This is a genomic window from Pseudomonas graminis, from assembly GCF_001705435.1.
In the GTDB taxonomy this organism is placed as follows: domain Bacteria; phylum Pseudomonadota; class Gammaproteobacteria; order Pseudomonadales; family Pseudomonadaceae; genus Aquipseudomonas; species Aquipseudomonas graminis_B.
The window spans coordinates 222,331-235,113 of sequence record NZ_MDEN01000062.1 but is presented as its reverse complement, the minus strand read 5'-3'; the positions used below and the strand labels follow the sequence as shown (position 1 = coordinate 235,113).

Genomic DNA, 12,783 nt, shown 5'->3' with positions numbered 1-12,783 from the left:
AGTCATGAATATGCAGAACAGGGAACGTCTTTACGCCGGCGCTGGCTGGGCCACCCGCGTGACCCTTTTGACCGTCCTGATGGCGCTCACCGCCTGCGGCATCACCGACCGCGCCAGCAAGCGCGTCGATGACACCTGGGCCGGTGACATGCTTTTCGGCGACAAGGAAAAAGTCATTCTGACGGCCGACGGCGGCAACCAGCTCAACCCCGATGAAAGCGGCCGGCCGCTGTCGGTCGTGCTGCGGGTCTATCAGCTCACGGCGCTGGAGCGTTTTGCGTCCATCGACGCCGATTCGCTGTGGGACAACCCGCAGCAGGCCCTTGGCAACACGCTCATCGACAGCCAGGAAATCACCCTGCTGCCGGGCATGGGCCAGATCGACCAGTGGCCGCTGAACACGGCCACTGGTTATGTCGGCATCGCCGCGTTCTTCCGCTCCGACGAGAAGAGCCACTGGAAAGTCGCCTTCGATGCCAACTCCCTGCGCAAGGACGGCATCTGGTTTTCCTCGGACGGCCTGCGCGTGCTGGTCGACAACAACCACGTGCTGGCGGTGCGCGGCAATGACGTGCTGAACAAGCCGCAGACCGAAGCGCAGTTCGCCAAAAGCAATGTCATGCCCACGGCCGCGCCCGCCGCCAATGCAGGCAATCCGTCCCTGACTCAACAGGTGCAGGACGCGGCGGTGCAAAAGGCCCAGGACACGGCGGTCGACTCCGCTCAGAAAGGCGCGCAATCAAAATTCAATTCATTAGTGGAAGGCGTTCATGAGTAAGCAGAGCCGCGTGATGTGGTCCGAAGGCATGTTTCTTCTGCCACAGCACTTCCAGTACCAGGATGAATTCCACCAGCACCAGCTGAGCGAATCGACGCTGCGCGCCACGCCCTTTCATTGGGGCGTGCAGGCCATGCAGATCGACGAAGAAGCGCTGGCCAGCGGTTCGCTGCAATTCAAGCGGCTGAAGCTGGTGTTTCCGGACGGCAGCCTGTTCGATGCGCCGGGCCACGATCCGCTGCCGGCGGCGCGGGATTTGCGCGAGTTGCTCAAAGGCAATGACTTCAAGGTCTACGCCGCCCTGAAACTGCCTGAGCCGTTCGGCCTCAATTACGTTGAAGACGGCCAGGAGCAGAAAAGCGCGCGCCGATATCGCAAGCAGTTCGACACCCTGCCCGACCTCAACGAAGGCGATCTGGAAAACGAGATCACCAGCCTGCGCCTGAACGTGGTCATGCTGATCGACGGCGACACGCTGGACGGCTACAGCTATTGCCCGATCGCGCGGCTGTCGCGCAACAACATCGGCGGCTTCAGTCTCGACACCCACTTCGTGCATCCGACCTTGCACCTGGGCACCCACGAAACCCTGATCGGCCTGGGCAAGCGTCTGCTCGGCGCCCTGCACTCGAAGAGCAAGGCGCTCTCCGGCCGCCGCCGGGAACGTGCTGATCAGATCGCCGAGTTCGGTTCCAGCGACGTCACGCTGTTCTGGTTGCTCAACACGGTCAACCGCGCGTACCCGAATCTGGCGCACTTGCTGGCCCACCCGCGCCTGCACCCGGAGCGTCTGTACCTGTTCCTGGCAGAACTGGCCGGTGGTTTGCTGACCTTCTCGCTGGACGTCGAGCTCAACGACATCCCCGAGTACAACCATCACGACCCGGCGGCGTCGCTGGTCACCCTGGACCAGATGATCCGCACGCTGCTGGACAACGTGATCCCGAACCAGTGCATCGTCATCAACCTGACCCAGACCAAGCCCTCGTACTGGCAGGGTCAGCTGCACGACCCACGACTGGTCGATGCCGATTTCTATATTTCCGTGCACGCCGACATGCCCGGCTCCAGCCTGCTGGAACTGGTGCCACGGGCGGTCAAGGTCGGCTCCCCGGAAGACATCGAAGTGGTGGTCAACAGCGCCATGCCCGGCGCCACGCTCAACCATTCGACACGGCTGCCCAACGCCATTCCAGTGCGCCTGGACAACCACTACTTCTCGATCGAACCCCATGGCCGGGTCTACGAACGCATGATGAGCGCCCAGGCGATCTCGTTCTACGCACCCAGCGCTTTCACCAACCTCAAGCTTGAACTGATGGCAGTACTCAAATGAGCGAAGCCGTAATGCAAGGCGCCATGGCCGCCGACCAGCCAAAACCGACCCTCAAAGACCTGGTGCAGGACTTCATCAGCATGGCGCTGATCCTGCGTCGTGGCCGTCAAGTGACCTCGGTCCGCGCGTTCGAGGAGAGCGTCGACAGTTTCTTCGCCACCCTGGAGCGAGAAGCCCGCGCCTCCAATTACAGCGTCGAGCAGGTCAAGGACACGCAATACGCGTTGTGCGCGTTTCTCGACGAAAGCGTGCTGCGGGCCAAAATGCCCGAGGCGCCGGTCGTGGCAAACGCCGAGGCTTCGCCCACTTCAGCCCATGCTGCACTGGCGGCGCCGGCCGAGAAAGTCAACGAACTGCGCCGGCACATCGAAGTGTCGCCGCTGCAGTTCCGCCACTTTGGCGTGCACCTGGCCGGCGAAGGTTTCTTCGACAAGATCGAAACCCTGCGCGCCGACGTCAAGCGCAACCTCGACGTGCTAGAGGTGTATCACCTGTGCCTGGCCCTGGGGTTCGAAGGCAAATTCAGCGTCGGTGAAGGCAAGGATCAGTTGCGCTATCTGGCCAACACCCTCGGCCAGGACATCGCCCGTTATCGCAAGACGCCCAAAGCGCTGTCGCCGGACTGGGCACTGCCGGATCAGGTCTCGCAGATGCTGCGCCACGAGGTGCCGGTGTGGGTCTACCTGGCGCTCATCGCGCTGGTCTGTCTGGCGGTTTACCTGACGCTGGACTGGCTGCTGGGCAAGGACGTCGCCTTATTGTCCGAACACATCAGCCAATTGTTCAGTGCCTGAGCACTGCTCGGGTAAGCGAGTCAGGAAGACATGAAAACACTACTTCGCGCTCTAAAAAGTTTCTGGTTCATCCTCATCGCGCTATGGCTGGCGAGTCTCGTTGCGTGCGTGGTCGTTGCGGCGCGCAGCCAATGGTCGCGGGAATACCTGCTTCAAGTCATGCTGGTGGTCAGCGCGTTCTACGTCTTCGTGGGCGTATTGCGCCAGCTGCGGCGCATGTCCGCGGAGCGCAATCTCGAGCGTCTGGTGCACCATGAAGTCGACCGCTCATTGCCGGCCGACGGCGATTTCCGCGACCAGCAGGTACTGCGCGACCGCCTCAAGCACGCGATCACCATGCTCCGCGCCGATCGCTCGGCAGGCGGCGGCGGTTCGTCGGCACTGTATGAGCTGCCGTGGTACCTGGTGATCGGTCAGTCAGCGGCCGGCAAGACGTCGCTGCTGACCCGCTCGGGGCTGTCGGCCACCACCGCCGGAGGCCAGAGCAGCGGCGAAAGCGGCACCCGCCACTGCGACTGGTACTTCAGCCCTGAAGCGGTGCTGATCGACACGGCCGGCCGTTACCTGAACGACGACCAGTCGGCGAGCGAATTCACCGCATTCCTGCAACTGCTGAAAAAGCAGCGCAAGAAAACCGCCATCAATGGTCTGGTGCTGGTGGTCAGCCTGCCTGAACTGCTGGCGGCAACGGCCCATGAACGTGCGGAAATGGCGATCCAGCTGGTCGCGCGGATCGAGGAATACAGCCGCAGCCTCGACGCCCACCCGCCGATCTACCTGATGCTGAGCAAGACCGACCAGTTGCCGGGCTTTAATCAGGCTTTCGACGGCCTGGACCTGAACGAGCGTCAGCAACCGCTGGGCATGACGTTTGCGCTGTCGGAAATCCGCACCCAGGGCTTGAAGACGGTCCTCGACGGCAAGCTGAAGAATCTGCACAACGGCGTGCAGCGTCACGTCGATGCGCAGATGATCAGGCTCGGTTCCGACGCCAACAGCGCGTTGCTCAACTTCCCCAATTACTTCGCCGATCTGTCGGGCGTGCTGGTGCCGTTCCTCGAACACTTCACCCAGCCGGCCAGCCACGGCAGCCCGTTGCTGCTGCGCGGCCTGTATTTCACCAGCGCGTTGCAGACCGCTCAGCAGCTGAGCCAGGTGTTCGACGACGATCTCGCCGAGGCCTTTGCCCTGCAGCCGGCACACGAAGGCGCCCATCTGGCGCAAGCGGGCGGCAGGAAGACCGGCGACCGCAGCTACTTCATCACCGACACCTTCCGCCGGGTGATCTTCCCCGATCGCGCGCTGACCTCGTACCAGTCCCGCGATGGCCGCGACACGTCAATGACCCCGGTGGTCCTCGCCGCTGCGGTCCTCGCCGGCCTGGGTTTCATCGGCTGGCAAGCGCTGTCGTTTCAGCACAACCGCGAATGGATCGCTGCCCTGCAAGACAAGCTGACCGAGCTGAGCGATGCCCCCGATCGTGCCCAGCGCATGGCGGCAGGCGAAGGCCTGGAGCTGCTGCGCAATGAGCTGGCGCTGATCGAAAAACACCGCGCCAAAGGCGTGCCGCTGCAACTGAGTGCCGGCCTGTACCGCGGTGACGAGATCTTTGCCGCCGCGCAAACGGCCTATCTCCAACAACTGCGCAGCCAGGCCCTTGAGCCGGTGGCGCTGAAGCTGCAAATGCAGATGCGGGCGTTCAATGAGTTCACCAAATCCGTGGACCCTCAGAACGAACTCGCTGCCACGGCCAGCAAATCAGGTGGCAAGCCGGGCAGCAAAAACGATAAGGGCCAGAAGCTGGCCGATCGCGGCGTGCGCAGTTTTGCCGCCAACACCGGCAAACCCAGCTTGAGCAGCATTCCGCGCAGCGTCGGTGATGTCGGCAGTCGTCTGAAAGGCGCCGTGCGCAGCAACGTGACCAAGACCCGCGAGGCGGCGCTTGCCGATCTGCGCAACCCGGCCTCGGCCAGTGACGCGGCAGAACTGTCGGCCACCACCGGCGGGCTGTCGTTGTCCGAAGAAATGCTTGGCCGCCTGGATGAGCAGCAAGTCGCCTCGATCATCGAGTCCTACAACTCGCTCAAGCTGTACCTGATGCTGACCCAACCGAGTGTCCACTCGGACCCGGAATTCGTCAGCGCCGCCTTGCCGGTCGCCTGGAGCAACACCGCTTCGGCAGACAGCCCGGTCAGCGATGAGGTCATCGCCGTTAACGTGCCGATGTACGTGCAGTTACTCAAGACCGGACAGGCCCCTGCCCTGCCCCGCAATGATCAACTGGTCGAAGAAACCCGCAGGAGCCTCAAGTCGTTCATGATTTCCAGCTCGCTGGTGGACCGTGAATACCTGCGCCTGCAACTGGAAGCCAGTCGCCAGTTCCCGGCCGTGGGCCTCAACGAGCTGGTGCCGCTGCCCGGCCGTCAGTTGCTTTACGGCAGCGAAGCGGTGCCGGCGATCTTCACCCGCCAGGGTTGGGACGGCTTCGTCAAACCCGAGCTGATCAAACTGATGTCGAGCAACCTGCGCAACGAGTCCGACTGGGTTCTGGACGGCGACGGCGGCGACAGCATCATTCAGAAAGCCAACTTCATGCGCGAGTTCATGGCGCGTTACAAGCGTGACTACGCGCAGTCCTGGTACACCTTGCTGAGCAGCGTTGGCGTGCGCCACTTCACCGACATGGCCAACGCCACGCAACAGCTGTCGTTGTTGAGCGACGTGCAGAACTCGCCGGTGAAAATCCTGCTGTCCGGGGTCAACGACAACACCCAGTGGGACGTACCCGCGCCCCAGGTCAATCAACAGGCCGGCACGCCGAAGCCCGATGATTTCTGGAGCAAGGTCACCGGACTGGTCAGCGGCCCGCAAGTGCCGACCGCCGCCATGCTCTCGCCGCTGCCGCCGGTGGACGACGGCAGCCTGGCCCAGCGCTTCGAGCCGGTGTCGCGGGTCTTCGCGACGCAGAACGCCGAAGGCGCCGACAGCACGATCATGGATCGCTACCTGGCGGCGCTGCGCAAACTGAAAGTGCGGATGAACAACATTCAGCGCTCCCAGGACGTCGGCAAGAGCAGCAAGCAACTGATCAGCGAAACCCTCGAAGGTCAGCCGAGCGAAGTCACCAACGTGCGCAACTACGTCGAGACCACGGTGGACACCAGCCGGGGCAGCCTGTCGGAATCGCTGCAGGGCCTGTTCAGCCTGCCGATCCAGTTCGCCTGGGAAACCCTGCGCGACCCGGCCGGCCAGCAGATCGCCAAGGCCTGGGCACAGCAGATCGCCAAGCCGTGGGAGCAAGTCATGGCGCACCGTTATCCGATCGCCGCCGGCAGCCGCAACGAAGCGTCGGTAAAAGACCTGCAGCGTTTCGTCGACCCCGAGTCCGGCCTGCTGCCGAACTTCAAGCGCAACGAAATCGGTAACCTGTCCGGCGGTGAAGGCCTGGGCATGAGCAGCGGCGCCAAGGCCGCACCGTTGGTGAACCCGAACATGGTCACCAGCATCGACAAGGCCAGCTCCCTGGGCCAAGTCATCGCCAGCCTGTCGGACAAGGAAAACGGCTTCGAAATCATGCTGGAGCCGTCGGCGTTCTTCACCGACATCATCTTCACCCTCGACGGTCAGGTGCAGCATTACCGCAACGGCAAAACCAGCTGGAGCCGTTTCTCCTGGCCGGGCACCACCACCGCACCGGGCGCACGTCTGGACGTGGTGACGCTGACTGGCGAACGCATCACCGTGTTCGACTACCCCGGTCGCTGGGGCCTGTTGCGCATGAACGACAGCGCGCGGGTTGATGACCTCGACGGCATCCAGCAACGCTTCAGCTGGAACACCGCCAATGGTCAGGTCAGCCTCGCGGTGCGCAACTACGGCGGCGTCAAGCTGACCGACCTGGCCAACGTCAAATCCCTGAGCGCGCTGAACTCGCCGTCCAAGTTCGTGGCGGAAGGATCGGCCAAGTGATGAGGGTTGCGCGGGTGGTTGAACGCGGCCCTGAAGGCGGGGTTGAGGGCGGGCTGGTGAACGGTCGGGAGCGCCGTCGATGATCGGCTGCTTCGGCAAGCTGCCGTCGAGCGCGGACTTCATCAGCCTGCACGGCGCCGCGGATGACGTGTGTGAATTCGACGGCTGGCTGCAGGCGTCGCTCGCGGCGATTCATGCGGAGGACGACTGGCAGGCGCGATTCGATCGCCTGCCGGTGTGCTTCTTCTCGTACCGCGCGCGCTCGGGCAACTGGCTGCTGGGCGGTCTGGTCAGTTCGATGGACTCCAGCCAGCGGCGCTACCCGCTGTTCATCTTCCAGACCGTGAAGGCAGGCGATGGCGAGCCGCTGGTCAACCCGTTCACCTTGAGCGAGTTGTTCTGCGCGCAGATCAAACCGTTGCTGCACCTCGGTGCCCAGGGCGAGCAGGCGGCGGTGCTGTTCGAACGGATCAAGGCCCTGCGCCCGTTGCAGGGTCAGGACTTCGCGTTGTTCCGCCAAGTGCACGAGAAGTTCCTGCGCAACTTCAACCTGCGGGACATCGCCACGGCGCTGGAACAGGCCTACCCGGAGTTCGTCACCAACGCCGTACTGACCCGATTGAATGCATTGCGCCGCCCGCTGAACCACGCTCAAGCGCTGGGCATCAGCCTGCCGCTGCCCGCTGAACGCGGCTTGAAAAACCCGACAGCGGACCTCTGGATCGACTGGCTGACGCGGATGAAAACCGGCCGTGTGTCGCCCCAGGTCAGCGTGCTGGCCGACGACTTTATGCGGCCCAAACTGTTGTGCTTCCCGTCCCGCAGCAACACCGGCCTGTACACGGTGCTGGCCGACCCGACCGAGCGGCCTGAGCATTACGACGTACTGGCGGACTTCGCGGCATTCGACGAACACCACCGGCCGCCTGAGTTTCCTGACACCGATCGCCCCCTTTTTGACGTCATCGACCGTTGTGTCGACGCGCTGGATGTGAAGTCCGTATGAACAAGCTCAAGTATTACCTGCTGCGCTACCAACCCTACATTCTGGGGATCTGTTTCTTCCTGACGATCTTCATTGTCTGGGGGCTGGGCCGCGCGCTGGACTTCAGTTCCCTGGGCAGCCTGCTGACCGGCATCGCTGTCTTTCTGCTGCTCTCGATCGGCTACGTGCTCTTTCTCTACAGGAGCAACTCGCGGCAGCACAACCTCGAAGGCGTGCTGCGCGACGACGCCGATCAAGCGGTGTTGAACGCAAGCCCGGCGGACCGTGAAGAGGTCAGTCTGCTACGCGAACGCCTGCTGCAAAGCATCGATCGCCTGCGCAGCAACACCCCCAACGGCACCCGTGCCAAGGACGCGCTGTACGCCCTGCCGTGGTATCTGGTGGTCGGTCAGCCCGCCGCCGGCAAGAGCACCATGCTTTATCAATCCGGCCTGAACTTCCCGTACGCCGAGCGAGAAGGCGTTCGGGTCGCCGGGCTGGGCGGCACGCGCAATTGCGACTGGTTCTTCAGTTCCGAAGCGGTGCTGCTGGACACCGCCGGGCGCTACATGACCGATCAGGAAGAAGCCGGGAAATGGCGCGGTTTCCTGCAGCTGCTGCGCCAGCACCGCCAGCGTCGTCCGCTCAACGGGCTGATCGTGACGGTGAGCATCCACGACATCCTCCAGGCCTCGCTGGAAGATCAGGAACGTCTGGCCAAGCGCCTGCGTGAACGCCTTCAGGAAACCTATTCGCTGCTGGAAGTGCGCCTGCCGATTTACCTGGTCTTTACCAAATGCGACCTGGTGCCGGGCTTCGCGCCGTTTTATCGCCAGCTCGACGAGGTGGCCCGTGGCGAAGTGATGGGCAAGACCTTCACCCACAAAGACTATGAAAAAACCGACTGGGCCCAGCGTTTCGGCGTGGCCATGGACGAACTGGTCAACTACTGGAAAGAAGTTGCCAGCCAGCAACTGGTGTTGCAGGACATTCAGATCACCCGACGGGATTCGGCGGTGTATCGGTTCCCGCTGGAACTCGCCGCGCTCAAGCCTCGGCTGCAACTGTTCGTCGACGCCCTGCTGCGCGCCAATCCGTACCAGCATGCCGAGCTGCTGCGCGGCTTCTACTTCACCAGCGCGCTGGATGCCGATGCGCCCGAGTTGGGCGGCCACACCCGTCAGGTCAGCGAGCGCTTCTCCCTGGAGGCCGAGCAGTCCGCTGCCAGCGGCCACGCCCAGCCGCAGCCGCTGTTCATCAACAGCCTGTTCCGCAAGGTGATCATTCCCGACCAGCATCTGGTCGCGCTGTACACCAGCAATGTTCGCGAACGCCGTCGCAAGGCCGCGTGGGTCGGCGACGCCAGCCTGATTGCGCTGCTGCTGTGCGGCGCGTGGGGCTGGTCGTACTGGAACAACAAAAGCGAGATACAGACGCTGTCGTCTGAACTGACCGCCGCTGCGGCCCAGGACGATCGGGCGCCGGCGCAGTACACCGACTGGCAAACCCTGGACCGTCTGCGCCTCCAGACCGCCGATTACTACGCCAGGCACCACGATCAGGGCGTGCCGCTGCGCCTGCGTCTGGGCCTTTATCAGGGCTATAACGTCGAGCCGCTGGTGCGCGCGCGTTACTTCAACCGGCTGGAAACGGTCATGCTCAAGCCGACCGCCGACAACCTCACCCGCTCGCTGTACCTGCTGACCACGATCAAGGTCTATCAGCGCAACGCCAAGGACCTGATGCCGGTGACCGGCGTTGACAGCGTCGAGCCGCGCGCCCTGCCCAACGACAACCGCGCGCAGTCGATCGCCGACTTCGGCAAGGCCACCCTGGAGACCTACGTTCAGCTCTCGCGCTCCCAGCGAGAGAAAGCCGACCCGGCCTTCCTCAAGGCGAAGATCCCGGACTACTGGTACCCGGCCATCGCCAAACAGACCGGCAAAACCATCGGCGCGACGGGCGCTGCGACGAACTCGGGCACGGACTACGAGCTCGCCAGCCGCCAGGTCAACTTCTACAGCGACCAGATCCACGAACCGGACGTGCCGAGAATTCTCGACAACGCCTTCCTGACCTCCAGCTCGCGCAATTACATCAACAGCCTGCTCTCGCAATCGCTGCGCTCCATCGAGACCATCACCCTGGAATCGGACACCCTGTTTGCCTTCGGCCGTGCCGATTTCCAGAGCCTGAAAACCGAGGGCCAGAGTCAGCTGAGCGCCATTGCCGGCAAGCTGCTGAGCACGCCGAACATCGGCAAGATCGTCATCGCCGGTCACGCCGACCAGCTCGGCGACCGACAGGGCAATCTGCAGGTGTCCAGGCAGCGGGCGCAAACCATCAAGACCTACCTGGTCGGCAAGGGCGTGCCCGCCGAGCTGGTGGAAGCCGTCGGCGAAGGCAGCGAGAAGCCGCTGGTCAAGTGCGACATGCAGCAGCCGCGTGCGCAGTTGATCCAGTGCCTGGAGCCGAACCGACGCGTAGAAATCGAGGTGCGTGCGCTCAACTGATCGCGCGCAGGCACCTGAAGAACCCGGCGCCCGGGCCTGTTGTATGAAGGCCCGGGCAGCGGCAACCGATCCTTTTGAATCTTCAAAGGGGTCAAATCAAGGGGCGTGATCCGGCCGCTGGACGGCTGGCCCCAACCTGCAAGAAAGGAGAATCAAGAAATGGCATTTGACGCATATATTCAGATCGACGGCATTCCAGGCGAAGTTCTGGATGACAAGCACAAGGACTGGATTGAAGTACTCGGCTACGAGTACGGCGCCACCCAAGCGACGTCGGCGACTGCCAGCTCTTCGGGCGGTGCGTCCTCCGAGCGCGTTGCACTGAGCGATTTCAGCATCCGCAAAGCGGTCGACAAGGCCTCTGCGAAGCTGTTCGAAGCGTGCTGCAAAGGCACTCACATCGCCAAGATCCAGCTGAACGTCAACCGTGCGGGCGGCGACAAGCTGACCTACCTGACCATCAACCTGGAAGAGGTTGTAGTGTCGTCGGTCAAGGCCGTTGCCGGTGGCAGTCAGGATGGCGAAGACAAAGCCGTCAGCGACCTGCCGATCGAAGAAATCAGCTTCAACTTCGCTCGCATCAAAACCACCTACACCCAACAAAGCCGTGCCGATGGCCAGGGTGGCGGTAACGTCACCGGCGGTTGGGACCGTACGGCCAACAAGGTTTTCGCTTGATCGAGTAGTCACAGCGGTCCGTTGCCTGGGGCAGCGGACCGTATTCAACACCGCGTCGGCTGGATCGACGCGGTGTTCTTTTTTCTTATCCCGAGTTGACCATGTCTGAATTTCTCAACGACCTTTCACTGACCGAACTGACAGCGCCGATCAATGGAGGAAGCGGCGAAGACCTGAGCTTTTCCACGCTGTTCGACAACGTCAAGGAAGCTCGTCGAGCGGACCCTGATTACTTGACCCAGGGTGACTGGCAGACCGATCTGAAATCCTCGGATTGGGACCTGACGATCACCCTGGCTGCACAAGGCCTTGCTCAGCAGAGCAAGGACCTGATGCTGGTCGCCTGGCTCAGTGAAGCCCTGGCGCACAAATACCACTTCGTCGGCATCACCTTCGGCCTGACCCTGGCCGAGCGGATTCTCGAACGCTTCTGGGATGACCTGTTCCCGGCGCTGGACGAAGGTCTGGAAGAGCGCGCCGCCCGCCTGGCCTGGCTGAAGACCACCCTGGCCGATGTTGTGGGGGGACTGCCGATCACCCAGGGCGATCAGTTCGGCCTGCTGCGCTACGACGAGTCACGGCACATCGAGAACCTGGCGCTGCAAAACCCGCAGGCCATGCGCATCGCGCTGGACGAAGGCAAGATCAACGCGGAGATCTTTCAGCGTTCCGTGGTGTTGACCGACACCGAGCACTTCCTGCGCAAGGCCTCGGAAATCACCGACAGCCTGCAGGCCTGCCGGCAGTTGCAGGACACAGCCGATCGCCTGTTCGGCAGCGAAGCACCGAGCTTTGCCGGCCTGAGCGAGATCCTTTCCCGCGCCGCGCAACTGGCTGAAAAACTGCTCAAGGACCGCGGCGTGGAAATCAATCCCGCGCCTGCCCAACCGACCGCCGAGCCTGTCGCCGAACCGGCCGATCAACCCGCTGCGGGGCCTGCCATGACCATCACCGTGAAAGACACCGCGTCAGCGCCCTTGCGCACCACGCCGCTGACCCGCGACGAAGCCTTTACGATGCTCGCCGGCGTCGCCCAGTTCTTCAAACAGACCGAGCCGCAAAGCCCGGTGCCGTACCTGATCGAACGCGCGATCAAATGGGGCAACATGCCCCTGGAAGGCTGGCTCAGCGACGTCATCAAGGACAGCAACGTGGTCGACAGCATCCGCGACGTGCTGGGCACGAAAGAGCCGAAGGGTTGACACAAAACCCTGACGGGCAACCGCGCCCTCCTCAAAACTGACTCCGCCGCAGTGGTTACAGGCAGACGCGGATCCTGAGGGAGCGACCAGCACTGTCAGCCCTTCAATTCGGAAATCTCGATCAAGTTGAGATCGGGATCACGCACGTAAACCGAGCGAATCGGCCCTGTCGCGCCGGTGCGCTGAACCGGCCCTTCGACGATGGGCCACTGCTGCGCCTGCAGGTGCGCAATCACCGCGTCGAGGCCCTGGCTGGCGATGAAGCACAGGTCCAGCGCGCCGGGCACCGGCAGGTGGGCCTTGGGTTCGAACTCGTGACCGCGCTCGTGAACGTTGATCTTCTGGTTGCCAAAGCGGAACGCCAGGCGGCCGCTGCCGAAGGTTTCCAGCTGCATGCCCATGACGCGAACGTAGAAATCCTTGCAGGCCTCCACGTCCACAGTGGTCAGAACCAGATGGTCGAGGTGATCAATCATTGATTGCGCTCCGTGGGCTAATGAGGTCGACCGTCAGGCAGTCCTGGGGCAC

The 12,783-nt window shown here is 62.9% G+C and carries 9 protein-coding genes; 8 read left to right on the top strand and 1 reads right to left on the bottom strand.

The window, feature by feature from the left end:
* Positions 1-4: 4 nt before the first annotated feature.
* The 8 genes from tssJ to tssA all read left to right on the top strand — a co-directional run bounded on the left by tssJ (position 5) and on the right by tssA (position 12,255).
* Positions 5-778: a type VI secretion system lipoprotein TssJ gene (tssJ, locus tag BBI10_RS13110; RefSeq protein WP_141695172.1), complete on the top strand. Its 774-nt coding sequence runs from the start codon at positions 5-7 to the stop codon at positions 776-778.
* Positions 771-2,114 carry a type VI secretion system baseplate subunit TssK gene (tssK, locus tag BBI10_RS13105; protein ID WP_065988940.1) on the top strand — a complete coding sequence of 448 codons (1,344 nt, stop codon included), beginning with the start codon at positions 771-773 and terminating at the stop codon, positions 2,112-2,114. Before tssJ ends, tssK begins: the two co-directional genes overlap by 8 nt.
* The gene (icmH, locus tag BBI10_RS13100) at positions 2,111-2,908 is read left to right on the top strand and encodes a type IVB secretion system protein IcmH/DotU (RefSeq protein ID WP_065988939.1); all 798 of its coding nucleotides are present in this window, start codon (positions 2,111-2,113) and stop codon (positions 2,906-2,908) included. The genes tssK and icmH overlap by 4 nt, the downstream gene beginning before the upstream one ends.
* Before the next feature lie 30 nt (positions 2,909-2,938).
* Positions 2,939-6,877 carry a type VI secretion protein IcmF/TssM N-terminal domain-containing protein gene (locus BBI10_RS13095; RefSeq protein ID WP_065988938.1) on the top strand — a complete coding sequence of 1,313 codons (3,939 nt, stop codon included), beginning with the start codon at positions 2,939-2,941 and terminating at the stop codon, positions 6,875-6,877.
* Between the two features lie 79 nt (positions 6,878-6,956).
* The gene (gene tagF, locus BBI10_RS13090; protein ID WP_065988937.1) at positions 6,957-7,883 is read left to right on the top strand and encodes a type VI secretion system-associated protein TagF; all 927 of its coding nucleotides are present in this window, start codon (positions 6,957-6,959) and stop codon (positions 7,881-7,883) included.
* Positions 7,880-10,375, top strand: coding sequence for a type VI secretion system membrane subunit TssM (tssM, locus tag BBI10_RS13085; protein WP_065988936.1), 2,496 nt, complete (start codon positions 7,880-7,882; stop codon positions 10,373-10,375). The genes tagF and tssM overlap by 4 nt, the downstream gene beginning before the upstream one ends.
* A 159-nt stretch (positions 10,376-10,534) precedes the next feature.
* Complete coding sequence (locus BBI10_RS13080) at positions 10,535-11,053, top strand: Hcp family type VI secretion system effector (RefSeq protein WP_065988935.1); 519 nt, start codon at positions 10,535-10,537, stop codon at positions 11,051-11,053.
* Between the two features lie 101 nt (positions 11,054-11,154).
* On the top strand, positions 11,155-12,255 hold the full coding sequence (gene tssA / locus BBI10_RS13075) for a type VI secretion system protein TssA (RefSeq protein WP_065988934.1): 1,101 nt from the start codon (positions 11,155-11,157) through the stop codon (positions 12,253-12,255).
* A gap of 95 nt (positions 12,256-12,350) precedes the next feature.
* Here the strand turns inward: tssA and BBI10_RS13070 are convergent, their stop codons facing one another.
* Entirely contained in the window at positions 12,351-12,731 is a 381-nt protein-coding gene (locus tag BBI10_RS13070) for a VOC family protein (RefSeq protein ID WP_065988933.1), read from the bottom strand.
* Positions 12,732-12,783 lie beyond the last annotated feature (52 nt).

Excerpts from the sequence above, each read along its gene's own strand:
- tssJ (WP_141695172.1), top strand. The coding sequence starts at position 5 with ATGAATATGCAGAACAGGGAACGTCTTTACGCCGGCGCTGGCTGGGCC.
- tssK (WP_065988940.1), top strand. The coding sequence starts at position 771 with ATGAGTAAGCAGAGCCGCGTGATGTGGTCCGAAGGCATGTTTCTTCTG.
- icmH (WP_065988939.1), top strand. The coding sequence starts at position 2,111 with ATGAGCGAAGCCGTAATGCAAGGCGCCATGGCCGCCGACCAGCCAAAA.
- BBI10_RS13095 (WP_065988938.1), top strand. The coding sequence starts at position 2,939 with ATGAAAACACTACTTCGCGCTCTAAAAAGTTTCTGGTTCATCCTCATC.
- tagF (WP_065988937.1), top strand. The coding sequence starts at position 6,957 with ATGATCGGCTGCTTCGGCAAGCTGCCGTCGAGCGCGGACTTCATCAGC.
- tssM (WP_065988936.1), top strand. The coding sequence starts at position 7,880 with ATGAACAAGCTCAAGTATTACCTGCTGCGCTACCAACCCTACATTCTG.
- BBI10_RS13080 (WP_065988935.1), top strand. The coding sequence starts at position 10,535 with ATGGCATTTGACGCATATATTCAGATCGACGGCATTCCAGGCGAAGTT.
- tssA (WP_065988934.1), top strand. The coding sequence starts at position 11,155 with ATGTCTGAATTTCTCAACGACCTTTCACTGACCGAACTGACAGCGCCG.
- BBI10_RS13070 (WP_065988933.1), bottom strand. The coding sequence starts at position 12,731 with ATGATTGATCACCTCGACCATCTGGTTCTGACCACTGTGGACGTGGAG.